Source organism: Porphyromonas sp. COT-108 OH2963, assembly GCF_000768895.1.
GTDB lineage: Bacteria > Bacteroidota > Bacteroidia > Bacteroidales > Porphyromonadaceae > Porphyromonas_A > Porphyromonas_A canoris.
In genome coordinates this window covers 17,849-43,736 of sequence record NZ_JRAP01000006.1, presented here as the reverse complement: position 1 = coordinate 43,736, position 25,888 = coordinate 17,849, and the positions used below count along the sequence as shown (strand labels likewise).

The window sequence follows — 25,888 nt, the reverse complement described above, 5'->3', positions numbered from 1 at the left end:
ATAGAAAAGAGAGAAAGTATCAAACCGGATGAGCTACTTTCTCTCTTTTCTTATTGATTCAAAAGACTATAAAACTATCTTCTCCTATTCTTTCATTTGTTCAGAAAAAGAGGGATTTAAGTATTTCATTCTCATATAAGCAATATGAATAACAGATGGAATAATGACTCTATAAGCCGGTCCTGCTATATCAAAGGCTGTCCATATCGCAAGAATTGTCCAACCTATTGGTCCGGAAAAAATACTTAAAGCACGTGTCAAAGTAGCATTAAGAATCAGAGGAAGTCCTCTACCAAGAATAAGCTTTGCAATCTTATTGGCAATCACAACAACCATCTTGTAATAGTAGAATCCTTTTCTTCTTATTTCAGCTTGTATGAGTGCTATTATTGCTTCCTTCTCTAATCCTGCAGTATGAATCTGCATTTCTTTAGCCATCTTCTCCAGATCCTCCATACTTGCATTTTCTATTGAATCCGTCAAGATCTTTTGGAGAAGATATGTTTCAATAACCTCTACTGAAGATTCCTTTTTGAAGTTTACTTTTTTCTTTTTTGCAACCTTAATCAGAATCTTTTTATACTCAACTCCGCCTCCTCTTATTATATTAAGAAACGTATTTCCTCCAAATCGTTGCAATTCATCAATAATTGATTCCACCATGAGATTCAGGTTGTGAGGATAATACTTCTTATATTCCTCTGTTTCTGTCAGACATTCCGTCAGTCTGGCATCTCCATTTTTATTTTTGGTTAAATAGTCAACCAAAATGCGAAGATCTTCATTCTCCGCATGATAAAGAAATTCCAAGTCTTTTTTTGTAGCCATAAAATTTTATTTTTCATTAGTTATACGTATCACATCTGCCATATTCTTTGCCTAACTTAGAGTATAAGCCTACAACAGGCAATAGAAAAAGAAAAAAATCAAAACCGACATTACAGGTTGAGTTGCTGTAATTTTTTTCAACAGAAGCATTTTCTGTAATTGATTTAACTTTATTCACAAATATAAAGCCTGGGAATTAGACAAAGTAGCCATAATATTTCTTTTTATGAACTATTTCTGCTATTTTTGAACAAAATATCAATTCCTCAGAAACAATATTTATAACTATGGCAATAGAACATCCCGAACGAAAAATTAGGCAGATTCGAGAATTACAAGACATTACTCAGGAATACATGGCAGATAATCTTGGTATTTCTACTCGTGCGTATTCTAAGATAGAAACAGGAGAGACTCAACTAACTATTGGACGCTTAAATCAAATCAGCGAAATCCTTAAAGTAGAACCAATACAAATATTGGGATTTGATGATAAGAAAATATTCAATTTCAATAATACAGCTCCCAATAGCACATGGCACAACTATGAAGAATACCATAACTCTCCTTCTGAAAAGCTTATAGAGCAGTACGAAGCAACCATCGAAGCATTGAATGGTCAGATTACATTGCTCAAACAAATCTTACAAGAAAAGGAATAAGAGGATCACATCTACTTATTATCTTTCATTGGAGGAAGAAGAAAAAATATCAAACAGATAACCCTCATTTATTTTAAGTTTCTTTCTCAATGAACGGCTTTGTCTTGTTATACATTTATCCATAAAAGAGCGAGCATAAATATCCAAAAATATCATTTAATAATAGGAAGAAGGAAATTTATAGCCCCGAATCGGAACCCATTTTTATATATTCCATCCCTCCTCTCTTCCCTCTTTCTATTTCACTCGGAGGAGGTGTTTTGAGAGCACGACCGAATTGTTAAATCCGCCCCATTTTATTAACACAATTTCCGATACCTGTTCACTCAAAACACTAAACGAGCATATTCTTCCGGCTTAACGTGTTTAATTTTTCAACGAACACGTTTACCGATTTCATTAAACACGTTTACCGGATTCGATTAACGTATTAAGAATTTTAACTTATAATGCTGATAATTAGAATATTAAGAATTTTCACCCTCTTTTTGCCGTTTTGGGGCATAAAATCAAGTTAAAGTTTATTTACATATTACCCTGTTAAAATTCGCATATATTAACGCGAAAAAGCCCCATGAAATGGACTGAGAAAAAATTTTTTCCAAATTCGCGATTTTTCATATCTACCTAATTATTAGAACCTTATTGCGATCTTCAAATTTTAGGAGGAGGAAAAAGGGGAAGAAAGAGGAGATTTAGGACGAATTTCGGAGAGGTCGTTTTTATATAAAAGCTCTCCAAAAACAGAAGAGCATCCCAAGCCAAAACTTAGGATGCTCTTTTGTATATTTTTCGGCGGGAATGCTACCCGATAAAGTTTTCGCAGTATGCGCAGAGCTTTTCGCCGTTGTGCTCGATGTACTGAGCATAAAGCGGCTCGGAGGCAGTGATGCAGACCGGATTGGAGCAGCGGTGATCTCCTCTGTGCGTTCCATGTGCAATGCGTGGCACTTTAGGCTCCAAGGCGATACCTTCGGCGGCTCGGAGGAGTGTAAGGATAAGTGCCATGCGGATGTATTTGCCGTTTGCCACCTGTCGGAAGTAGGCACTTCGGGGGTCGTTGTCTATCTCCGGCGATATTTCGTTCACGCGTGGAAGTGGGTGCAGGACGATCATCCTTTCAGGGGCAAGCGCCATCTTTTCTTCGTCCAAGATGTAGAGATCCTTTACCCGATCGTATTCGGCGATGTCCGAAAAGCGTTCTTTCTGTACGCGTGTCATGTAGAGAATGTCCAACGTCCCGATGACGGCTTCGATGCTGTCGCTTTCGGTATAGGAGAGACTTGCCTGACGCTCCAGCTCTTTCCGCATATAGTCCGGCAGGCGGAGCGAGTCGGGCGAGATGAGAACGAAGTGTATGTTCTCGAATCCGGACATTGCTTTGATAAGAGAATGCACCGTGCGCCCATACTTGAGGTCTCCGCAAAGACCGATGGTGAGCTTGTCGAGTCTGCCCAGTTCACGATGAATCGTCAGAAGATCCGTTAGTGTCTGTGTGGGATGAGAGTGGCTACCGTCTCCGGCGTTAATGACCGGGATGGAGCCGTACTGCGATGCGACCAGGGCGGCACCCTCCTTAAAGTGTCGCATGGCTATGATGTCTGCATAGGTAGATACGACACGAGCGGTGTCGGCAACGGTCTCGCCTTTGGAGACAGAGGAGTTTTGTGCATCGGAGAAGCCGAGAACATTTCCTCCAAGCTCCATCATCGCAGCCGTGAAGCTGAGTCTGGTGCGTGTGCTCGGCTCGTAGAAGAGCGTTGCCAACTTCTTTCCCCTACACACTTCGGCATAGGCAGCCGGGCGGGCTATCATATCTTCGGCAAGGGCGATGAGGTCTCGCACTTCTTGCGAAGTAAAATCGGTAGGTTCTATACAGTGTCTCATGAGAAAGGAGAGGTTAGGGATTACTGTCTGATCCAAGATTCGTCCGAAGGGTTGTTACGGAAGGCGATCACCTGTTCCTTCTCTTCGGGCGCGATGTACCCTTTCTCCACGGCAACTTCCACGAGAGTGTCCACGTTGGAGAGGGAGACATTTTTGACACCGGCGGCTTCGAGGCGGTCGATACCCTTCTTCATGCCATAAGTGAAGATGCTTACGATGCCGAGCACATCGGCTCCGGCTTGGCGCAATACCTCGACAACGTCCAGAGAGGAGCCGGCTGTGGAGATGAGATCTTCCACGACGACAACTTTTTGTCCCGGTTCAAGGTGTCCTTCGATCTGGTTGGTTCGTCCGTGGTCCTTGGCACCGCTGCGGACATAGCCCATGGGCAGATCGAGAATGGTGGCTGTGATGGCTGCATGAGCGATGCCGGCGGTGGATGTTCCCATGAGCACCTCCACGTCCGGATAGTGTTCGCGGATGAGAGTTGCGAGTCCTTCCTCCACCGCTTCCCTAATCTTCGGATAGCTCAAAGTGAGGCGATTGTCGCAGTAGATGGGGCTCTTGATACCGCTTGCCCACGTAAAAGGAGCTTTCGGGCTCAAAAAAACTGCTCTGATAGAGAGGAGTTTTTCCGCTATATCTCTTGATAGATTTTCCATGTCTTCTTTAATATCTGTTTTGAGGTGAATGTATATGTTGTGCCGAGGGTGAAAAAGCGTGCAGTCGGTCTCTCCGAATTTGGAGATTGTCATTGCTGTTTTTTATCATTCGGGCGGCTCCGTTTTTTTCTTCTTCCTTTAGGGGAAAAATTTCTTTCCGCATAGAAATTTATTTTCGTCCGCATAGAAATTTTGCCCTTTCCGAAAGGAAATTTCAATTCCTTTACATCAAGCTAAAAATCAGAACGCTGTACACGTTTTCAGGATGCGACTTTTTTCATCGCTGCAAGAAGTCTCGACAGACCCTCCGATAAGCCTCCACCGGATCGGGAGCAGCAGTGATGGGACGCCCCACCACTATGTAGTCCGACCCGATTTCGCGAGCACGTTCGGGGGTGGTTACGCGTACCTGATCGCCTTTATCCCCATCAGCAAAGCGTACACCGGGCGTGATGGTCAGGAAAGAGGGGTGTGTTGCTTCTTTCACACCCGCCGCTTCGAGCGGAGAGCAGACCACGCCATCGAGTCCGGCACGCTCGGCATTTTTTGCATAGTGAGCTATGACGTCGTTGATATCGCCTTGTATGAGCAGATCTTCATTCATGCGCTCCTGCGAAGTGGACGTAAGCTGCGTTACCGCAATGAGCAGCGGACGAGAACCATCCGGTCTGGTGAGTCCCTCAACGGCGGCACGCATCATCTCCACCGTACCGGCAGCATGAACGTTAGTCATATCCACATCCAGCTTGGAGAGGACAGCCATCGCTTTCTTTACGGTATTGGGTATGTCGTGAAGCTTGAGATCCAAGAAAATCTTGTGTCCGCGCTTCTTTATCTCTCTTACGATTTCGGGACCTGCAGCGTAGTAAAGCTCCATCCCAATCTTGACATAAGGCTTCTCGTCCCGGAAAAGATCCAGGAAACGGAGCGTAGCCTCTGCGCTCTCGAAGTCGCAAGCTATGATTACATCTTTTGCCATGTTGTTCTGTTTCTGACTATAATAGTGTTCTTTTACTCTTATTCTGCCACACCGATAATCTCCCTGAGGGATGAGATGCCCAGCTTCTCCATCTCCGCCGGAAGCGCTTCGATGATCTCCTTAGAGGCATAGGGATTGATGAGATTGGCGGATCCGACCTGCACGGCAGTGGCTCCTGCCATCATCATTTCCAGAACATCCCGTGCCGTCATCACGCCTCCGCATCCCATGATGGGGATCGAGACCGCCTTGTGTGTCTGATACACCATGCGAAGAGCTATGGGAAATATCGCAGGTCCTGAGAATCCGCCCGTACCATTGGCAAGGATGGGACGACGCTTTTTGAGGTCAAAGCGCATGCCCAAAAGCGTATTGATCAGACAAAGACCATCTGCACCTTCCGCTTCGCATGCCTTTGCAATGGAGACGATATCCGTAACGTTCGGACTCAACTTGATATAAACCGGTTTCTTGCTTACGGCTTTCACATGCTTGGTTACGAGTGCAGCCTGATCGGGATAAGTGCCAAAACTCATCCCTCCGTGCTTGACGTTGGGACAGCTGACGTTGATCTCGATGATGCCGACCTGCTCCACTTCGCTCATCAACTCGGTACAATAGACATACTCTTCCAATGAAAATCCGCTGATATTAGCCACCAACGGTTTCTTGAAGATCTTTGCCAGTCGGGGAAGTTCCTCTTCTATCACCTTATGAACGCCGGGATTTTGCAACCCGACCGCGTTAAGCATTCCCTCCGTGCACTCTGCAATGCGAGGGGTAGGGTTACCGAATCGAGGTTCTTTGGTAGTCCCCTTGAAAGAGATGGAGCCAAGTATGTTGAGATCATAGAAAGGAGCGTACTCCTGACCGAACCCGAATGTTCCGCTTGCAGGGATAATGGGATTATCCAACTCCACTCCGCTAAGATTTACAGATAAGTCTACCATACGATCTCCTCCTTTCTGAATACAGGGCCTTCCAAGCAAACTCGCTTGTATCCTTCTGTTGTCTTGTGTGTGCATCCCATACATCCTCCAAAGCCGCAGCCCATTCTCTCTTCAAAAGAGAACTGCCCGGTGAAAGGCAGAGCATGGAGAGCTCTCAGCATGGGTGTCGGTCCGCAGGTGAAAAGATAGTCTGCACTCCGACACTCCGGGCTGTCCATGATAAGCTCCGTAACCAATCCTTTGAATCCATGGCTGCCATCCACCGTGGCGACATATACCGTTGTTCCGGGAATCTCGGCAAACTTATCGGCATAGAAGATCTCTTTCTCGGTATTAAAACCCAACACCACGATTGGCGCAGCTCCATTATCGGAAAGATCCTTACAAAGCCTGTAAAGAGGAGGTACACCCACTCCCCCCCCCACAAGAAGCGGACGGGAAGCAGATACAGATATATCGAAGCCGTTACCAAGACCTGTCAGGAGGTCAAGCTCGACTCCTGCATTCATCTTGGAGAGTATATCCGTCCCGGAGCCAAAGACCTTATATATAAGAGTCATAGTGCCGTCATCATAGTCGCAAACAGAAATGGGACGACGCAGGAAATGCCCTTGGACAAGGATATTGACGAACTGACCGGGACGGGAAAGGTATCGGGTATCTCCCTCCAATATCATCTGCCAGACATCCTTGGCGATATTGACATTACTAAGGATAGTATATCTTCCTTTCTTGTACATTATATTCGTTTTATTTATTCGGCATCTATGGTCGAAACTTTAAGAGTGATCTCTTCCAGCACATCCAGCAACACTTTCACGGTTTCCAATGCGGTGAAGACGGTAACGTTGTTCTCCACAGCGGCTCTACGTATTTCGTAGCCATCCAGACGGGTATTGTGCTGATTTACATCTATCGAGTTGATCACATAGCTCACATAACCTTGTCTTAGAGAGTCTATAATCTCTGTGCTGCCTTCGCTCAGCTTGTGCAGTGTGCGTGTCCGGATTCCGTTTTCTCTCAAATATTTTGCCGTACCGGTAGTGGCTTCTATGTTAAAGCCAAGGTTGTAAAAACGTCTTATGAGTGGAAGAGCTTTCTCTTTAGCGGCATCGGCAAGTGTAACAATCACGGTTCCGTAGTTTGCCACATTCATTCCCGTAGCTTGGAGAGCTTTATACAACGCACGAGTAAGCGTTTTGTCGTACCCGATAGCCTCGCCGGTGGATTTCATTTCCGGGCTGAGATAAGAGTCCATACCCCTTATTTTGGCAAAGGAGAATGTCGGAGCTTTCACATACCAACGTTTCTTTTCTGCCGGATACTCGGAGCTGTATCCGAGTTCTTTCAGACTCTTGCCCAGCATAACCTGTGTAGCCAAGTGAGCCATCTGGATTCCGGTTGCTTTGGACAAGAACGGCACAGTACGTGAAGAGCGAGGATTAACCTCAATGACGTAAACCTCCTCTTTGTCGTCCACGATAAACTGGATATTGAACAGTCCTCTTATACCGATTCGCAAGCCCAACTGCTTGGAGTATTCAAGGATGGTCTCTTTCACTTTCTGGCTTACCGAGAATGTCGGATAGACACTGATGGAGTCTCCGGAGTGAATACCTGTTCTCTCCACGTGCTCCATGATACCCGGTATAAAGACATCCGTTCCATCACAGATGGCATCTATCTCAAGCTCTTTACCTATAATATATCTGTCCACAAGCACCGGCTGATCGGTGTTAAGCTCTACCGCATTTTGAAGATAGTGGCGCAGTCTCTCCTCATTGGATACTATCTGCATGGCTCTACCACCAAGAACGTAGCTCGGTCTCACGAGTACCGGATAGCCTATGCGTGCTGCTGCTTTCACACCATCCTCTATGTTGGTTACGGCTTCCGCTTCCGGTTGAGGGATTTTCAGCTCTTCCATGATGCGCTCAAAGCATCCACGGTCTTCTGCGTTGCGTATTGCCTCCACATCGGTACCGATAATGGGCACACCAAGTTTATGTAGTGGCTCTGCAAGGTTAATCGCTGTCTGTCCTCCGAGAGACACGATAGTGCCGACAGGTTTTTCCAGATCGTACACATTCATGACATCTTCCACCGTGAGCGGTTCAAAGTATAACTTATCGCTTGTAGTATAGTCCGTAGATACGGTTTCCGGGTTATTGTTGATGATGATAGCCTCATAACCGGCTTCTCTGATAGACCATACGGCATGAACGGTAGAGTAATCAAACTCCACTCCCTGCCCTATACGTATAGGACCTGAACCCAATACGAGAATCTTTTTCTTATCGCTCGGAGTAGATTCCGACTCGCTCTCGTAAGTGGAATAGAAGTAAGGAATGTCTCGATCGGTCTGCCCTGCACAGCTATCCATCATCTTATAGACCGGATAGATGCGGTGTTCTTTGCGGAAAAGATACATCTCTTCCTGACTCATGTTCCAGAGCATTCCCACATACTGATCACTAAAGCCCAGCTTCTTCACCTCTTTCAGAACAGCGGCATCCCTGACATTATTACGAACCAGAACCTCATGTTCCACTATGTTTTTGAACTTCTCAAGGAAGAACAAGTCTATCTTCGTATTGTTGTAGATAAGAGAAAGGTCTACTCCGTTGCGGATAAGCTGAGCGATCGCATAGACACGTTCATCGGTCGGAGTCTTAATGTATTCCAAAAGTTCCGCAGTGGTCTTGTCGTCGAAGCTCTTCTTGTGAACGTGGCATACGCCCTGCTCCAAACTGCGGATAGCCTTAAGGAAAGACTCTTCCATGGTACGTCCGATACTCATCACCTCTCCGGTGGCTTTCATCTGCGTACCGAGTACATTGGAAGCATCGCTGAACTTATCGAATGGGAAGCGAGCCACCTTTGTTACAACATAGTCTATCGTAGGCTCACAGCAAGCCGGCAGATCCTTGATAAGGATTTCATCCAGATGCATTCCCACAGCAACCTTTGCCGTAACACGAGCTATCGGATAGCCTGTTGCCTTGGAAGCCAAAGCCGAAGAGCGAGAAACACGAGGATTGACCTCTATCAAATAGTAGTTGAAAGAGAGTGGATCCAAAGCAAACTGCACGTTACATCCTCCCTCTATCTTCAGTTCACGGATGATACGAAGGGCACTGTCTCGCAACATCTGCACCTCCTTATTGGTCAGTGTCTGGCTTGGTGCTACCACGATAGAGTCTCCCGTGTGTACGCCTACCGGATCTATATTCTCCATGCTACAGATTGCCATTGCGGTGTCGTTGCTGTCTCGCATCACTTCAAACTCGATCTCCTTGTAGCCTTTGATGCTCTTCTCTATAAGAACCTGATGAACGGGAGAGAGGAACAGTGCATTGCGCATAAGCTCTCTAAGCTCATCTTCATCATCTGCAAAACCACCACCGGTACCTCCGAGTGTGAATGCAGGACGAAGCACCACCGGATATCCGATCTCCGCAGCCACTTCCACACCCTCTTCTATGGTGTGAGCGATCTTGGACGGAAGCACCGGTTCACCCAGCCCTTTGCACAACTCCTTAAAGAGATCTCTGTCTTCCGCTCTCTCTATACAGGTAAGAGAAGTACCAAGCATCTCTACCTTACACTCGTCCAATATACCTTTCTTGGCAAGCTGCATGGACAGATTAAGCCCTGTCTGACCTCCCAAGCTTGGAAGAAGGGCATCGGGTCTCTCATAGCGAATGATCTTTGCGGCATATTCCAGTGTAAGAGGCTCCATATAGACTTTATCTGCCATGTTGGTATCCGTCATGATTGTTGCCGGATTGGAGTTGAGAAGAATCACTTCATACCCCTCTTCTTTCAAGGCGATGCAGGCTTGTGTTCCTGCGTAGTCAAACTCCGCAGCCTGACCTATCACGATAGGACCGGAGCCTATCACCATTATCTTCTTTATGTCTGTTCTCTTTGGCATCTTCTACTTATTTTTTCATCAGATCTATAAAACCGTCAAACACCTCTCTGTAATCTGTTGGTCCGGGATTACTTTCCGGGCAGAACTGTGTTGTCATCACCTTATCCTCTTCGCAGATCATCCCTTCAATATCCTTCAGTACCACATTGCGGTGAGTAGCAACAAGCTTTGTGCCTATCAGGCTACCCTCTCTCATAGAGTATCCATGATTTTCCGCTGCCATCTTTACCCTGCCTGTTCGTAGATCCTTAACCGGGAAAGATCCTCTATGACCCACACGCATCTTGTAAGATGTTGCACCATAAGCGTGTCCGATGAGCGTATGTCCGAGAGAGATTCCCAGCATCGGCACTTTTCCCTTAAGCTGTTCTATCGTCTCCAGCACACTTGGAAGATCGGCAGGATTACCGGGTCCGCCGGCAAGGACTATACCGTCCGGAGCAAAGGCGAGAATCTCTTCCGCCGTTGTATCGAATGGCACTATCGTAACATTGCAGCCTCGTCTGTTAAGACTTCTGATGACGTTATACTTAACGCCCAAATCGAGCACGACCACATCGTAGATATGTCCGGGTGTACGGGTCAGCCATCTTTTCTTACAGCTTACACGAGAAACACCGTCTGTCGGAAGCGCCCAAGCGTCCAACTTTGCCTTAGCCTCTTCTACCGGTGTATCGGGTGAAGTAAAGAGCACTTTCTGTGCACCCTCTTGTCTTATTATGCGTGTCAGGGCACGGGTATCCACTCCCGCTATTCCGGGAATATTGTACTCCTCCATCACTTCACTCAGCGTTTTGGTATATCTGAAGTTGCTGGGAGAGTCGTTGTACTCTCTTACCACAAATCCTCCTGCTACAGGATACTTTGCTTCATAGTCTTCATCCGCCACGCCATAGTTTCCTATAAGCGGGTATGTAAGCACTACCGCCTGATCCACATAAGCCGGATCGGAGAGGATCTCCTGATAACCAACCATGGCAGTATCGAAGACCAACTCCCGGATTGCTTCTACTTTGGCTCCAAAGCCGTAACCATAAAACTCCCTGCCGTCGCTGAGGACGATCTTTGCGGTGTATGGCGTTATCGTTGTCGTCATCTTCTGAAAAAATATATCTGTTAAAGTCTTTCTGACATCTTGTTATCTACATAGACATGCTTACCCGAAACTACGGTGAGCATCGTTTTACCCTGTACATCCCATCCGGTAAACGGAGTGGCTCTACCTTTGGAGAGGAATGTTTCGGGGTCCACCTTGTACTTCGCATCCAAGTCCATCACCACAAAATCCGCGCTGTCTCCCACGGCAGTACCACCATCTATACGGAACAGACGGCGAGGATTGTTCGCCATCAAGTCCATAAGATGTTCAAGAGACATCTTTCCTGCAACGACAAAATACTTGTACATGAGAGGGAATGCTGTTTCCAGTCCGACAATACCCATATTGCTTCCTGCCAGTCCACGGCTCTTTTCCTCTGCCGTATGCGGTGCATGATCCGTGGCAATACACTCCAATGTGCCATCCATAACACCTTTGAAGAGTGCTTCTTGGTCTTCTTTGCTTCTGATAGGCGGATTCATCTTAAATCTTCCATCCTCTTCTATCTCTACATCGGTAAGAAGAAGATAGTGAGGAGCCGTCTCTCCACTCACACGCAAACCTTTTGCTTTGGCTTGTCGGATAAGCTCCACGCTCTCTTTTGTAGAGACATGGCAAACATGATACTGACAGCCGGTGCGTTCGCTGTACTCTATATCCCTCTTGACCTGAAGCCACTCGCTTTCCGAGCAGATCCCTTTGTGTCCGTGAACTTTGCAGTACTCTCCATCGTGGATATATCCTCCCTTTATCAGCTCTTCCACTTCGCAGTGAGCCACAATGGGTCTGTTCACCACGGCGCATCGGCGCATCGCCTCTTCCATCAAGGCATCTTCCTGCACACCTCTGCCATCATCGGAAAATCCTGCCACTCTTGCCTCTATCCCGGCAAAGTCCACAAGAGTTCCTCCACCCTTCTGTCCCATCGTGATACAACCTATCGGATAGACCTTTACCACAGCCTGCTCCTCTATCATACGCTCCTGTACCGCCAGTGTCTCGCTGCTGTCAGGTGCAGGATTGAGGTTCGGCATCGGACAGATAGCGGTAAATCCGCCATGAGCAGCGGCAGCCGTTCCGGTGGCATAGGTCTCTTTCTCGGAGAATCCGGGTTCACGCATATGCACATGAACGTCTACCAAACCGGGCAACAGCGTAAGACCGGAAAGATCTATCACTTGCTCTTCCGGCTCCATAGGTTCTATCACCGCCTCCACTGCCTCTATCTTTCCGTCTCTCACTGCTACGTCGAAGCGTCCCAGCTCTTTCTTATCTGTGCGGTACACAGTTGCATTCTTGTAGATTGTTCTTGATCTGTTCATCTTGGTTCTTTAATACAAAAAAGGGTAACCGAACAACTCGGCTACCCTAACAGTAAATTGAGGAAATATCGTAAGAGTAAAAAAGGAAAAGGAGCAAGATCCGCCCGTGTTACAGACTTGGGCAAGGCTACACTGCATCCCTGTATGACTCCTTAGTCTCTCCATTGTGTACTATATGATTTGCTCTTACAAAGGTAGTGCAAACTTTTGGGTTGCGCAAGCCTGAAATACTCTTTTCATTATCTTTGTGAAAGAACAAAAAGAGTTGGCTCATGATGATGAAAATAATGGACTCTTCCACCCTGCGGAAAATCCGTTGGTCTCCATACATTTTAAGGTATATCTTCCCGCTCATTCTCCTTATGACAGGCACCATTTATGTCGTGAGAAAGGTTTCGACCAGCTCTATCACGCCCTACTATTATAAGGAGATGGAAAGAGTCTCTCCCGAAGAAGGGCTGAAGCTGATGAGCTACAAGGGACGGTACAACACCGCTTTCAACGACCTCAATGAAGAGCAGCTGATCGTGGCACAACGGCTGGGCATAGAGCCGATGCAGAGCAGAGAGGATCTGGATAGCAGAAGGAGCGATCTGGTAGAGGTGAAAGACACCCAAAACTACAGCCTTGCCACTCTCTCCCACTCCGTACCATTCCTGGTGCCGAAAGCCAAAAATCTGTTGGACGAAATCGGTGCAAGATTTTCGGAAAAGCTCTATCTCTATGGGCAAAAACCGTATCGCCTTCAGATAACGAGCATCACTCGTACCATTGCGGATGTCAAAAGTCTGGCGAAAAACAATGTCAACTCCACCCCAAACTCTACGCACCTCTACGGGACAACCATAGATATTTCGTGGGCTACGTTCGTGGATCCGCCCTCCGGTTACACAGCGATCAATGGCGAGAAAGACCTCTCGCCGGAACAACTCAAAGGAGTGCTGGCACAAGTGCTCGATGAACTTCGGCAGGCGGATCGCTGTTTCGTGAAACACGAACGCAAACAACCCTGCTTCCATATCACGGTACGATAACAGCCCGATGAGCAAAATGGGAGGATATTCATTTTTATATATTCCATCCCGGTGCTTTTCCCCTATTTTTGCTCTCTCTATTTTGTTCGCATCCCTCGTTTTTAGAGCACGACCGAATTGTTAAATTCGAGCTGTTTCATTAACACAATTTCCGATACCTGTTAAGCAAAAACGCTAAACGAGCATATTCTTTCGGATTAACGTATTTAATTTTTCAATGAACACGTTTACTGATTTCATTTAATACGTTTACCGGATTCGATTAACGTGTTTAACCAAAACCATTAAAACACTAACAATCAGCCTACTACGTATTTTTACCCCCAAATGCCCCTGAAAAGGCAAATTTCTTTATTAGAAAACGTTTACAGATAGCAGTGTTAAAATTCACACCAATTAACGCGAAAAAGCCCCATGAAATGCTCTAAGAAAAAATTTTTTCCAAATTCAAGATTTTCCATATCTTACTGACCACAAACTTCTTACACAATCTTCAAAAATTAGAGACTGATTTTATGACAGAGGTATCACCCTTTCAGAACCTCTTTTTAAGGAAAAATCGACAGAGTGGGTGAGAACTTTTATATAAAAATAGAGGGGAGAAAAAACGTCTGAACCCTATTAAAAGAAAAAGCAAGAAATCTTGGCAAACAAAAAAACTGCAAATCTTCATCTTCTAAGAGCAGAAAATTTGCAGGTTTTTCTCAAAGTGCCACCATGCCGGGCGACCATATCTGAAAAATCAGAGGTGTCTCTACCCATAAAAGAAGAGACCCGAAAAGAGCTTCCGAAACTACTTTTTGATCAAAACATAGTTTTGTGCCAACTCTCCCTCAGGCTCTACGCCATTGGAATCGCATAATACCGCTCTGTCTTCATAGATATTGAAGTATCTGGTTTCTGTCTCCGGAGAAGAGAGTTCTATAGTACGACGATTTTCCAAAAGGGTAAACTTTCCACTCTCTTGAAAGGTTGAGTTTTCCTCTCCCATATACTCCATAGTAAGGGAAAACTCCTCCCCGGAAAGAATCAAAGACATGCGAATGCCTTCACAGTCCGCACAAGGGATAACACCTTCAAAGGTTCCTTGCAGCACTTCAGCCATAGCTTCCTCGCTAATAGACCATTCCACGGTAGTTTCTGTAGTAGTCTCGCTACTACTCTTGTTGCCGCAGCCAACAAGGAAGATCGCACTAAGAGCGATCATAAGAGATCTTTTTTTCATCTTGCTTATATGATTTATTATGTGATAATAGGATAACGCAAAGATAGTCATTCTGTTTAGGAGAATAACAAATACCCGAAACAGATGGTGTAAATAAAAACAAAAGAGGATGTCTCACGACACCCTCTTTGTTTCTGTTCTGTTATTTGATAACCTTAAAAAATCTAATACCATGAAAAACACACTGCAAAGTTAAAGCCTTTTTTCTTTCCATCCAACGCTTTATTTGCTTTTTTTTGCTATTTCAATGGCACTATCATGTTAAAGTTTCATAATTTATAATTCGTATTTAACTTTCTGCTCTTTGATATAGGCCTCTCTGTCCGATTGAGTCGGAGAGAAGAACGAAATTGCAGCCATTCTATCAATAACTTCCTTAGCCTTATCATCCATTTGGGTAGGAACATGGATGCTGATATGTACAAGCAGATCGCCCTTGATTCCTGAACGTAAAGATGGTAGGCCTTTGTTTCTAAGGCGCAAAATCTTACCGGGTTGAGTTCCCGGCTCTATCGTTACTTTCACCTTTCCGTCTATTGTCGGCATTTCGACCTTTCCACCTACCACTGCTTCCGGATAAGAGATAAGCAGATTGTAAATAATGTCGTCTCCATTTCGGATAAAGTTATCATCCGGCAGCTCTTTTATGACAACGATAAGATCTCCCGGCTCTCCGCCTCTCGGTGCAGCATTTCCTTTTCCCGAAACGGTAAGTGCCATACCTTGCTGTACACCCGCCGGGATGGAGAACGCGACCACTTCTTCTCCCATTTCGGTACCTTCTCCATGGCAGTGTCTACACTTCTTGTCTATGGTCTCACCGGTTCCTTTACAAGAGGGACACACCTGTTGAGTCTGGATGGTTCCCAGAAAACTCTGCTGTGTATGGAATACCACCCCACTACCACCACAAGTAGCACAAGAGTGTACATCAGAAGGGCTTTCGGCTCCCGTACCTCTACATACGGAACAAGTATTGCGTTTCTTTACCTTGATCTTCTTATCGACTCCTTGAGCAATCTCTTTAAGACTCAGAGATACGGTTACACGAATGTCTCCTCCTCGCGAACGACGAGAGGAAGAAGCAGATCCGCCAAAACCGCCAAAGCCTCCGAAATGTCCTCCAAAGATGTTTCCAAACTGAGCAAAGATATCATCCATGCTCATGCCACCTCCATAAAAGTCTCCGAAGCCACCGCCCATTTCAGGACCGTTATGTCCAAAGCGATCGTACTTTGCACGCTTATCAGGATCGCTAAGTACACCATACGCCTCGGCTGCCTCTTTGAACTTCTCTTCGGCTTCCTTGTTGTCCGGGTTTCTATCCGGGTGATACTTAATAGCTGTCTTCCTGTAAGCTTTTTTTATCTGGTCGTCCGTAGCATCTTTTGAGACGCCTAAGACTTCATAATAATCTCTTTTCCCTGCCATAATAAATATCTGCTACTGTACAGAAAGTTACTGTCCCACTATCACTTTAGGGTGTCTTATCACCTTGTCGTTCAGGGTGTACCCTTTCTGTACACACTCTATCACTTTACCTTTCTTATCGGCATCTTCCACAGGGAACATGCCCACCGCATCGTAAAGATCGGCATCGAATGGTTCGCCAAGCACTTCCATCTCCGAAACACCCTGTGCTTTCATCGCAGAAATAAACTTGGTACGAATTATATCTATTCCCTCCGCAACGGCATCTATATCTGCTGCCTGACGGAGATTAGCCACAGCAAGATCGAAGTCGTCCGCAACACTTATAAACTGTGTCAAGATACGCTCTCCGGCGGTTCTGATAAGTTCGCTCTTCTCTTTGAGTGTACGTTTGCGGAAGTTGTCATACTCCGCTCTGAGACGAAGGTGAGTATCTTCCAACTCTGCCAGGCGTTGCTCCAACGTTGGTTGCTCTTCCGCTGTCTCGTCTACACCCTCTTCTTTCGGCAGATCCGCTTTCGGCATCTCCTTTTCCAACTCTATATCTATCTCTTCTTTTTTTTCTTTGCTCATTGTATTTGTGTCTTAGTTTTTGTTTGTTCTCCTACTTTCTTCTATGCAAAAGCATTGCCAAACTAAAAGCAAAACCTACGCCAACATCTGCCCCACCCTTATCTCATGCATCTCAATGGGAACAACAGAACGAATAAGCTCGCACAGATGACTCACAATACTCTCTCGGACGTAGCTCTGAGTATGCACCAAAGAGATCGGACGCACGGGTCTCGGAATGGCAAAAGGTCTTAGTAGCTCTTTCTGTGCCTTGGACATTGTGGAGACAGCAAGTTCCGGAACAAAGGTTATCCCATATCCTCCTTCGACCAAGTGCATATAGGTTTCTATTCCTCCAAGTTCATAGTCTATGCGTCTCTCCTTCACGGCAGGAAGAGAACAGAATCGGAGCAGCTGATTTCGAAAACAGTGCCCCTCGTCCAAAAGCCATAAGGTCTTCGGATCTATTTCCGTACTCTTGATTTTCTCTTCTGCAAAAAGAGGCTCGTTGCGGCTTACATATCCGATAAACTCCTCGTAATAAAGAGAATGAAGAGCAAACCCATCTCCTTTTAGATCTCCTGCAAGGATAGCAAGGTCTATATTTCCCGCACATAACTCCTGCTCACACTTTCCGGTGGTAAGCTCCACAAAGTGGATATTCAGAGAAGGAGCTATCTTCTTCTGTGCTGTGATGATTCTGGGCAAAAGAAATGGAGCAATGGTAGGCAGTACTCCTATCCGGACACTTCCGCTAAGTCCCTCTTTCTCCTCGGCAGCCAACTCTTCGACGCTTCTTATCACGCCCAAAAGGTCATGCGCTTTTGCTGCTATTTTCTCTCCTACGGCTGTAAGTCTTATGGGTTGATGCGCTCTATCCACGAGAGTTACACCAAGCTCTGCTTCCAGCTTCTGTATCATGGCACTCAAGGTAGGTTGAGTAACATTACATGCCTCGGCTGCCTTTACAAAGTGCTTATGCTTTTTCAAAGCATGCAGATATTCGAGTTGTTGAAGGTTCATTCTGTATAATCTTTATTCTGATCTTCTCTTTTTATCTACAATCGGACTACTCTTCTCTCCATATTCTCCAAGCCTCTTTGGCTTGCTCTACCAGCATCATATATCCATTAAAGGTATGAGCACCATACTTCTGACACAACGCCATAAAGCGAGTAATTTCCGGGCTATAAACCAAATCAATAGCGATAGTTCCTCTTCCGTTTATCCTCTCGTAAGGTAAAAGAGGGGCAGTAGAGATATTGGGAGTCATCCCCAAAGGTGTACACTGAACAATGAGAGGGAAGCTCTCCATGACACCATCTTCATTCAGGGATGAATAGGAAACGCCATTGGTTACGGCATCCGGCGTTCTGCTTACCACATTATAGTCAATACCCTCTTGCTTGAGACAGTAACAAACCGAACGGGCAGCACCTCCGCTTCCGACGACAAGAGCTTTCGAGACATACGGATTTCCGGACTGCCGTAAAGCGTGTTCAAGCAGCTTTGAAAAACCTGCGACATCGCTATTGTAGCCATACCATAGAACTTTTCCGGTCAATGCCTCACGCTTCACCTTGACAACATTGACAGCTTGAAGCTCAGCTGCTTCGGGAGATAATGCGTGCAGGTAGGGGATGATGTCGGATTTGTGGGGACTTGTTACATTAAAGCCGGCAAGAGAACCGGACATATCCTGATTTCTTTCTATCTCAGCGAGAAAGTCGGCTATTTCTTTATAAGAAAAAAGAGCATAATGAGCAGAAATACCCTCTTTTGAAAAGAGAGTATTAAAAAAGGCAGGACTCTTGGAGTGTTCTATCGGATACCCTAATAGTCCATATAGAACCGGACTACTCATTTTGTTCTATTTATCTCCTACATATAGCACACAGACTCCCGGAGAGAAAGAGTAGAAGCGTGCATTTTGAAATCCGGCATCAGACATCAGTCGACACATATTCTCTCGCATCGGGACAGTCTTTATACTGTCGGGGAGATACTGATAAGCCTGCTTGTCGTGAGCCACCGCTTTTCCGAGCAGTGGAATGAAATACTGCGTGTAGATCTTGTAAAATGGTTTCAATATTCGTCTGGAAGGCTCCGCCAACTCCAATACACAGAGGCGTCCATCCGGGCGCAGGACGCGAAAGATTTCGGATAAGCCACGAGAAATATCCTGAAAGTTTCGGATGCCGAACGCGGTGGTAACAGCGTCAAAGCTCTGATCTTGGAAAGGGAGATCAAGAGCATCTCCACGAACAAAAGAGACTTCTTTAAGAGTGTATCCCATCTCCGCCGCTTTGTACTGAGCCACTTCGAGCATTCCTTCAGTGAGGTCAAGTCCCACAAGAGAGGCATTGGGATTGGCTTCTTTCAGTGCAAAAGCCAAATCTCCTGTGCCCGTAGCCAAGTCAAGAATATTATGCGGAGCATTCTCCGAAGCCTTCTGCACACACAGCTTTCGCCATCTCTTATCTAAACCGAGAGACATTATCCCATTGAGTTTATCATACTCTTGGGCAATGTTATTAAACATAGAACGGATAGACTCTGCCTCTTTATGGTAGAGTCTATCCCGTTCTATCTGTTCTTGTTGCGACATTATATCTAAAAGAGGATTGATCTTAAAGACTATCAATAGCCTTACAGATAGCTCCCTCTATGCGTTCTGAAAGTTTTGAAGTATCTCCTTTTACAAACTTCTCGCCTATGATATTCTCATAAAGCTCTATATAGCGTTCGCTGATACTTTCTACGTATTCATCGGTAAACTCAGGCATTACATCGCCATCTCTTCCTTGGAAGTTGTGATCTATGAGCCATTGGCGAACGAACTCCTTAGAGAGTTGTCTCTGAGGTTCTCCATTTTGGAATCTCTCCTCGTATCCTTCGCTGTAAAAGTAGCGAGAAGAGTCGGGTGTATGAATCTCATCTATAAGGTAAATCTCTCCGTCTTTCTTTCCGAACTCATACTTGGTATCCACCAAGATCAATCCTTTCTCCGCTGCCAGCTCTGTACCACGTTGGAAAAGGGCATAAGTAATCTCTTCCAGACGTTGATAATCTTCCGCAGATACCAGACCGGAAGCGATGATCTCTTCTTTAGAGATATTTTCATCGTGTCCTTCGTCCGCTTTGGTAGTAGGAGTGATAATGGGTTGAGGAAACTTTTCGTTTTCTCTCATGCCTTCGGGGAGTGTGATACCGCACAATGTACGTTCTCCATTCTTGTATGCTCTCCAAGCACTTCCGGTAAGATAGCCACGAATAACCATCTCAACCTTGAACGGCTCGCACTTGTGTCCTATGGTAACCATCGGATCAGGAGTGGAGATTTTCCAGTTCTGAACAATATCCGCAGTTTTATCGAGATGATATGCAGCTATTTGGTTCAAGACTTGCCCTTTGTAAGGGATACCTACGGGAAGAACGACATCAAATGCCGAGATACGGTCGGAAACGACCATAACCAGTATATCGTTTTCTATCGTATAGACATCTCTCACCTTGCCTATATACTTTGCGGTTTGTCGAGGCAGGTTAAAGTCGGTTTTTGTTAATGATTTGCTGTTCATAGCTATTGGGGTATGATTTATAAACTTGAGTTTTTTGAGTTCTCGCTCTCTTTTTTCTCTTTCTTAGCCTTTTCTTGTTTGTCAAACTTATCATAAGCATTCACGATCTTCTTCACCAGAGGGTGTCTTACGATATCTTTGGCATTATAATCTATGTGTCCGACCTCCGTTATTCCTCTAAGGATATAAAGTGCTTGTTTTAGACCGCTCTGAGTACCGGTGGGGAGGTCTATCTGCGTCATATCTCCCGTGATGATCATCTTTGCATTGTTTCCCAAGCGAGTCAGGAACATCTTTATCTGATGCGGCGATGTATTTTGGGCCTCATCGAGGATGATGATCGCATCCGAGAGCGTTCGTCCTCTCATGAAAGCGAGAGGCGCTATTTGGATCACACCCATCTCCATGTACTCTTTGAGCTTCATGGGTGGAATGAGTTCTCCGAGTGCATCGTACAGAGGTTGGAGATAGGGATCCAGCTTGTCTTTCATCTCTCCGGGAAGGAAACCGAGCTTCTCTCCTGCTTCGACAGCCGGACGGCTGAGGATGATCTTGCGGATTGTTTTGTTCTTGAGAGCTTTCACCGCGAGGGCGATAGCCATGAATGTCTTTCCCGTTCCGGCAGGTCCGGTTGCGAAGACGAGGTCATGCTCTTCGACCAGGCGCACCATCTCTTTTTGGTTTTCATTTCGGGGCGATATGGGTTTGCCGTTAAGTCCGAAGATCAACACATCGTTGGATGGTGTAGAGGAGGAGACATTGTTGTCTCCTCCTCTTGTATGTGCGAGTATCACCTCTTCCGATAAGGAGTTGAAAGTCTCTGTGTATCGTTCCAGTGTTCGCAGCAGGGAGATAAAGGCAGACGTTTCTTCTTCCTCTCCCATCACCTTTATGAGGTTGCCTCTGGCTATGATTCTCAGCTTCGGATGTAAATCTTTCAGCAGCTGGATGTTCTTGTTGTTCAGCCCGAAAAAGATTATCGGGTCTGCGTCATTCAGAACAAAGATCCTTTCCAACATCTGCATGGGTGGCCTTACTCTTATCGGATATTACTTTTTAAGAACCTCTTCTATCTGCTTTTTGAACACGTCGTAAGGAAGATTTCCTGTATTCATAAGCGGTTTACCTTTCATTGGGACGACGAGAGTCATCGGTATGGAGCGTACTTTGAATGCTTCGGCGAGTTCTCTGTTGGCATCCACGTCCACTGCATAGATGTATATCTTGCCTTTGTACTCTTTTGCGAGGCGTTCGAGAGTAGGCTTAAGCTGACGGCAGGGTCCGCACCAGTCTGCATAGAAATCTATGATACATGGAATGTCTCCCTTATAATTCCACTCGGCACTGCTCTTGTAGTCGTGTATTTTTACTCTGAACGTTTCTGCGTTAAGTTTAATGATACCGCCCTCTGCCTTTGAGTCCTTTTGTGCGGACAGTGAGGAAGGGAGCAGAAAAAGTGCTACGGCAAGTACTGAAAGTAGTGAAAATAGTCTTGTTCCTTTCATGGTTGTTTTTTCGTTTTTAACTGATTGGTATAATAATAATTCATCATGTCTGCCGACCGCAAATATAGTGTTTTTCCGCCTTATTTTTTACAGACGGAGCAAAATGATAGCCATCGCCTCAAGATTGATAAGGAGCAATCTGAAAAACAGTAATTACCAAACCAAAGAACGGTAATTACTAAACCGAAGAATAGTAATTACTAAACCGAAGAACGATAATTACCAAACCGAAAAACAGTAATTACTAAACCAAAGAACGGTAATTACTAAACCGAAGAACGGTAATTACTAAACCGAAGAACGGTAATTACTAAACCGAAGAACGGNAAGAACGGTAATTACTAAACCGAAGAACGGTAATTACCAAACCGAAGAACGGTAATTACCAAACCGAAGAACGGTAATTACCGATTTTGAAAACCATAATAATCCCCCGAAATACGGCTCATAACTCCACAAAAAAGAGACCAAGCTCCGGAACCCGGATGCTCGGTCTCTTCTTTCTTCCGTTATACGTGCGGAGCAATCTCCCAAAATAATCGCCTCGCTTTCGGGCTGCTATTTCCCGCTGCAACTCTTCCCGCGAGACAGCAGCAGCTCCGCGATCTGCACGGCATTCAGAGCCGCTCCCTTGAGGATCTGATCACTCACACACCAGAAAGTTATGGCATTCGGAGAGCAGAGATCTTGGCGAATACGACCGACAAAAACCTCATCTCTGCCGGAAAGATCCCTCGGCATCGGGTAAGATTTACTTGACGGCTCGTCCAAGACAATCACTCCCGGTGTGCGGAGAAACAGTTCGCGAGCCTGTTCGGGCGTCATCGGATCCTTCATCGTAACCCAAATGGATTCGGAGTGTGCACGAAGTACGGGGACTCTCACGCAGGTAGCACTCACGTTCAGATCCGGAGCATGCATGATCTTCCGCGTCTCGTGGAACATCTTCATCTCTTCCTTCGTGTAGCCATTGTCCGTAAAGACATCGACCTGAGGGATAAGGTTGTGAATGAGAGGATAGGCAAACTTCTCGGCACGAGGCTCTCTGCCGTTTGCAACAGCCACGGTCTGCTCCTCCAACTCCTGCATCCCGGTGGCTCCTGCTCCACTTGCAGCCTGATAAGTGGAGACATGTACGCTCTTGATCGGACTCACCTTATGCAGCGCATTGAGAGCGACAACCATCTGAATGGTCGTACAGTTCGGATTGGCAATAACGCCCTTCGGATGCTTGAACGCATCTTCCGGATTCACCTCCGGAACAACCAAAGGGACATCCGGATCCATCCGAAAAGCGCTTGAGTTATCTATCATGATCGCTCCGTGCCTGGTGATCGTCTCGCGGAAACGTTCCGAAGTGCTCCCCCCGGCAGAAGTAAACGCGATGTCGATACCTTTGAAATCGTCATTCTCCTTCAACTCCTTTACCACATACTCCTTACCAGCCACCGTATAGGTCGTACCCGCACTCCGGGCAGATCCGAAAAGAGTCAGAGACGTGAAAGGAAATGCCCTCTGCTCCAAAACCCGAAGAAGCTCCTGCCCAACGGCACCACTCGCTCCTACTACTGCTATGTTCATATCATTATTTCTTTTTTAAGAGTTAATTATTGCTCTGCAAATGACAGAGCGTTCCGATTATTTGATCCACTTGATGGGTTGGATTCCGTGCTGAACAAGGAAAAAATTTGCCTTACTGAAAGGCTCGCTTTTCCAAAAACCATTGTGCGCCGAAAGAGGCGATGGGTGCGCAGATCTTATCACATAATGCTTCGACGTGTCTATAAACTGCTGCTTCATCCCGGCTTTACTGCCCCACAGGATGAATACCAGATGCTCTCGCTCCCGGCTCAAGACCTCGATGACTCTGTCCGTAAATATCTCCCATCCCATTCTGCCATGAGATGCCGCCATCCCCTGCCTTACCGTAAGAATACTGTTAAGTAAGAATACACCCTCTTCTGCCCAATGGGTGAGATCTCCGCTCATCGGCTCCGGGACTTTAAGATCCGATGCAAGCTCCTTGAATATGTTTTTCAGCGATGGAGGGATAGGACTTCCGGGAGAGGTAGAAAATGCCAATCCGTCCGCCACACCGGGAGTATGGTAAGGATCCTGACCTAAAATGACAACCTTTACTTTATCAAAAGGACAGAGATCGAAAGCCCTGAAAATATTCTTCGCCTCAGGCGCCACCGGCTCCGAACGATATGCGGCTTTTACTTGAGAAACAATCTGCTCGAAATAAGGGCGGTCAAACTCCTCTTTCAGTCGCTCTTTCCAAGACGGTTCTATCTTTACATCCATGTCGATATATACTATTGTAGTTGGCTTCGCAGCTCCTTCAAGTCCAAAAACATCCCCTCATTGGCTGCGATTGTTCTGGGATGATGTTCGGCAGCTTCACTTCGCAGGCGTTCCATATCAATAGAGCGAGAGTAGCGCGCCGAGTAATGCCCTATCAGCAGATGACCCACCTCTGCTGCTGCGGCTATCTTCCCGGCATGTTCCGTTGTGGAATGAAAAGTCTTGGCAGCACGCTCCTTCAGACTTTTCTCAAAGGTCGCTTCATGATAAAGCAGATCCACTCCCCGTATGTGTGGAACTATCGAAGGAGAGTATGCCGTGTCGGAGATATAAGCGTAGCTATAAGGCTTCCGAGAGGGATGAGTAAGACGAGAGTTGGGAATAACAATGCCATCTTCGGTAATAAAATCTGCTCCCGACTTTATCCGATTGAACCAATAAACGGGAACACCATAAAAATCGGCAGATGACCTATCAAGAGCTTTCAACAAGTTTTTTTCTCTGAACAGATATCCCACAGCAGGCATCCTGTGTTTTAGAGGAATGGCTTCTACCGTAATGCTCTTATCTTCAAAAACAACCATAGGAGCAGCTTTATGATCTATCTCATGAACATGAAACCGAAGCTCTTCCTCGGCGCAGAATGTCCGAACAATATAATCCACAAAGTCGGCTATCCCTTTTGGACCGTAAATATGCATCGGAAATGTCAGCTTCTGCAATGCCATCGTACTGAGCAGTCCGGGAAGACCAAGACAATGATCTCCGTGCATGTGCGAAATAAAGATACGATGCAAAGAAGAGAACGGCACCCTATATTTCAAAAGTTGTATTTGAGTTCCCTCTCCACAGTCCATCAAGAAACATTTGTCTCGCAAACGCACCATCTGAGCACTTGGGAAGTGCGACAAAGAAGGCTTGGCAGAGCCACAACCTAAAATGTGGACACACATGCCATCTCCCGTGTAGTGCAATGTAGATTTCTTAGAAGACATTTATAATTATAGTGATTAGGATATAGGAATCAAGTATCTTTGTTTGTAATGGCATCTCTTGTTCTTACTTTCTAAAGAGTAAAAATAGAGAAAATTTCTCTTCCTCTAATCATCTAAAACAACAAAGGGCTGTATCAAGATTCATATTCGTCCCGATACAGCCCTCATGCTTAATCTTAATCTTAATATTATATCACTTGAATATTTTCTTCAGAAAGAGGAAGATCTGCCATAGGAGTGATCAACTTATACCCCTTACCATGTATATTGATAATCTCAACATTAGGATCATCTTTCAATAGCTTACGAAGCTTTGTGATATAAACGTCCATACTTCTTGCGTTGAAGTAAGTATCTTCATTCCAAATAATGTTCAAAGCATAGTTTCTCTCCAGTACATCATTGGCATGGCTGCAAAGAAGAGTCAAAAGTTCTGTCTCTTTTGTAGTAAGTTTGGTAGACTTATTACCAATAGAGAGGATCTGCTTTTGAGTATCAAACAAGAACTCTCCGATCTTATAGAAAGGAGTCTCTTTGATCTTTTTACCTTTCACGCGACGAAGAACCGCTTCTATACGCATTACCAACTCTTCCATGCTGAACGGCTTGGCAAGATAGTCGTCCGCACCAAGTTTGAAGCCCTCCAAAACATCTTCCTTCATATTCTTAGCTGTGAGGAAAATGATAGGAAGATCCGGATTGATATTACGGATATCTTGAGCCAAAGTGAAGCCATCTTTCTTAGGCATCATTACGTCCAATACACAAATATCATACTCTGTCGGGTTTTGAGCTATTTCATTATAACCGGCCTCTCCATCAGGAAATAGTGTAGCCTTGTAGCCTTTTGCTTCAAGATACTCTCTTAGAAGCAAACCTAAGTTCTCGTCATCTTCACAGAAGAAGATTCTAATTCTTTCATCCAAGTTCAT

The 25,888-nt window shown here is 45.6% G+C and carries 24 protein-coding genes; 2 read left to right on the top strand and 22 right to left on the bottom strand.

The genetic code is table 11. From position 1 onward, the window contains the following. Positions 1 to 84 precede the first annotated feature (84 nt). On the bottom strand, positions 85 to 828 hold the full coding sequence (locus tag HQ39_RS02125) for a DUF3944 domain-containing protein (RefSeq protein ID WP_036863331.1): 744 nt from the start codon (positions 826 to 828) through the stop codon (positions 85 to 87). A 287-nt stretch (positions 829 to 1,115) separates the two neighbouring features. Between HQ39_RS02125 and HQ39_RS02120 the strand changes: the two genes are divergently transcribed. Beyond that, complete coding sequence (locus HQ39_RS02120; RefSeq protein WP_036846891.1) at positions 1,116 to 1,490, top strand: helix-turn-helix domain-containing protein; 375 nt, start codon at positions 1,116 to 1,118, stop codon at positions 1,488 to 1,490. Between the two features lie 804 nt (positions 1,491 to 2,294). Here the strand turns inward: HQ39_RS02120 and pyrB are convergent. The 8 genes from pyrB to HQ39_RS02080 form a co-directional block, all read right to left on the bottom strand. Next, the gene (pyrB, locus tag HQ39_RS02115) at positions 2,295 to 3,377 is read right to left on the bottom strand and encodes an aspartate carbamoyltransferase (RefSeq protein WP_036863328.1); all 1,083 of its coding nucleotides are present in this window, start codon (positions 3,375 to 3,377) and stop codon (positions 2,295 to 2,297) included. Positions 3,378 to 3,397: 20 nt separating this feature from the next. Beyond that, entirely contained in the window at positions 3,398 to 4,039 is a 642-nt protein-coding gene (gene pyrE / locus HQ39_RS02110) for an orotate phosphoribosyltransferase (RefSeq protein WP_036863521.1), read from the bottom strand. Between the two features lie 277 nt (positions 4,040 to 4,316). Beyond that, positions 4,317 to 5,018, bottom strand: coding sequence for an orotidine-5'-phosphate decarboxylase (gene pyrF, locus HQ39_RS02105; RefSeq protein WP_036863326.1), 702 nt, complete (start codon positions 5,016 to 5,018; stop codon positions 4,317 to 4,319). 38 nt (positions 5,019 to 5,056) lie between these two features. Further along, entirely contained in the window at positions 5,057 to 5,968 is a 912-nt protein-coding gene (locus tag HQ39_RS02100; RefSeq protein WP_036863325.1) for a dihydroorotate dehydrogenase, read from the bottom strand. Continuing rightward, a complete protein-coding gene (locus HQ39_RS02095) occupies positions 5,962 to 6,708 on the bottom strand; it encodes a dihydroorotate dehydrogenase electron transfer subunit (protein WP_036863322.1) in 747 nt (248 codons plus the stop codon). The genes HQ39_RS02100 and HQ39_RS02095 overlap by 7 nt, the downstream gene beginning before the upstream one ends. 14 nt (positions 6,709 to 6,722) lie before the next feature. After that, entirely contained in the window at positions 6,723 to 9,905 is a 3,183-nt protein-coding gene (gene carB, locus HQ39_RS02090) for a carbamoyl-phosphate synthase large subunit (protein WP_036863319.1), read from the bottom strand. Between the two features lie 7 nt (positions 9,906 to 9,912). Continuing rightward, positions 9,913 to 11,001, bottom strand: a complete 1,089-nt coding sequence (locus tag HQ39_RS02085; protein ID WP_036863316.1) for a carbamoyl phosphate synthase small subunit — start codon at positions 10,999 to 11,001, stop codon at positions 9,913 to 9,915. A gap of 20 nt (positions 11,002 to 11,021) precedes the next feature. After that, positions 11,022 to 12,326: a dihydroorotase gene (locus HQ39_RS02080; RefSeq protein ID WP_036863313.1), complete on the bottom strand. Its 1,305-nt coding sequence runs from the start codon at positions 12,324 to 12,326 to the stop codon at positions 11,022 to 11,024. A gap of 272 nt (positions 12,327 to 12,598) precedes the next feature. Here HQ39_RS02080 and HQ39_RS02075 point away from each other — a divergent pair, with 272 nt between their 5' ends. Next, positions 12,599 to 13,360, top strand: a complete 762-nt coding sequence (locus HQ39_RS02075) for a DUF5715 family protein (protein ID WP_052079359.1) — start codon at positions 12,599 to 12,601, stop codon at positions 13,358 to 13,360. 793 nt (positions 13,361 to 14,153) lie between these two features. Here the strand turns inward: HQ39_RS02075 and HQ39_RS09130 are convergent. The 13 genes from HQ39_RS09130 to HQ39_RS02010 form a co-directional block, all read right to left on the bottom strand. Then, positions 14,154 to 14,585, bottom strand: coding sequence for a copper resistance protein NlpE (locus HQ39_RS09130; RefSeq protein ID WP_160216099.1), 432 nt, complete (start codon positions 14,583 to 14,585; stop codon positions 14,154 to 14,156). A 276-nt stretch (positions 14,586 to 14,861) separates the two neighbouring features. Continuing rightward, on the bottom strand, positions 14,862 to 16,016 hold the full coding sequence (gene dnaJ, locus HQ39_RS02065; protein ID WP_036789424.1) for a molecular chaperone DnaJ: 1,155 nt from the start codon (positions 16,014 to 16,016) through the stop codon (positions 14,862 to 14,864). A gap of 27 nt (positions 16,017 to 16,043) precedes the next feature. After that, positions 16,044 to 16,589 (bottom strand): nucleotide exchange factor GrpE, encoded by a 546-nt coding sequence (locus HQ39_RS02060; protein ID WP_036863309.1) that lies wholly within the window; start codon positions 16,587 to 16,589, stop codon positions 16,044 to 16,046. Between the two features lie 75 nt (positions 16,590 to 16,664). Next, the gene (locus HQ39_RS02055) at positions 16,665 to 17,591 is read right to left on the bottom strand and encodes a hydrogen peroxide-inducible genes activator (RefSeq protein ID WP_036863306.1); all 927 of its coding nucleotides are present in this window, start codon (positions 17,589 to 17,591) and stop codon (positions 16,665 to 16,667) included. Positions 17,592 to 17,637: 46 nt separating this feature from the next. Beyond that, on the bottom strand, positions 17,638 to 18,432 hold the full coding sequence (locus HQ39_RS02050) for a shikimate dehydrogenase family protein (RefSeq protein WP_036863303.1): 795 nt from the start codon (positions 18,430 to 18,432) through the stop codon (positions 17,638 to 17,640). 6 nt (positions 18,433 to 18,438) lie between these two features. After that, positions 18,439 to 19,176, bottom strand: a complete 738-nt coding sequence (gene ubiE, locus HQ39_RS02045) for a bifunctional demethylmenaquinone methyltransferase/2-methoxy-6-polyprenyl-1,4-benzoquinol methylase UbiE (RefSeq protein ID WP_152565482.1) — start codon at positions 19,174 to 19,176, stop codon at positions 18,439 to 18,441. A gap of 22 nt (positions 19,177 to 19,198) precedes the next feature. Then, the gene (locus HQ39_RS02040) at positions 19,199 to 20,149 is read right to left on the bottom strand and encodes a phosphoribosylaminoimidazolesuccinocarboxamide synthase (protein WP_036863302.1); all 951 of its coding nucleotides are present in this window, start codon (positions 20,147 to 20,149) and stop codon (positions 19,199 to 19,201) included. 17 nt (positions 20,150 to 20,166) lie between these two features. Beyond that, positions 20,167 to 21,168: a PhoH family protein gene (locus HQ39_RS02035; protein WP_036863513.1), complete on the bottom strand. Its 1,002-nt coding sequence runs from the start codon at positions 21,166 to 21,168 to the stop codon at positions 20,167 to 20,169. 30 nt (positions 21,169 to 21,198) lie between these two features. Then, entirely contained in the window at positions 21,199 to 21,654 is a 456-nt protein-coding gene (locus HQ39_RS02030; protein WP_036846943.1) for a thioredoxin family protein, read from the bottom strand. Between the two features lie 558 nt (positions 21,655 to 22,212). Then, entirely contained in the window at positions 22,213 to 23,235 is a 1,023-nt protein-coding gene (locus tag HQ39_RS02025; protein WP_036863301.1) for an aspartate-semialdehyde dehydrogenase, read from the bottom strand. A gap of 57 nt (positions 23,236 to 23,292) precedes the next feature. After that, positions 23,293 to 23,961: a uracil-DNA glycosylase gene (locus HQ39_RS02020; protein WP_036863299.1), complete on the bottom strand. Its 669-nt coding sequence runs from the start codon at positions 23,959 to 23,961 to the stop codon at positions 23,293 to 23,295. An 11-nt stretch (positions 23,962 to 23,972) separates the two neighbouring features. Further along, positions 23,973 to 24,956 carry a ribonuclease Z gene (locus tag HQ39_RS02015; protein WP_052079353.1) on the bottom strand — a complete coding sequence of 328 codons (984 nt, stop codon included), beginning with the start codon at positions 24,954 to 24,956 and terminating at the stop codon, positions 23,973 to 23,975. A 188-nt stretch (positions 24,957 to 25,144) separates the two neighbouring features. Next, entirely contained in the window at positions 25,145 to 25,888 is a 744-nt protein-coding gene (locus HQ39_RS02010; RefSeq protein ID WP_369794005.1) for a response regulator transcription factor, read from the bottom strand.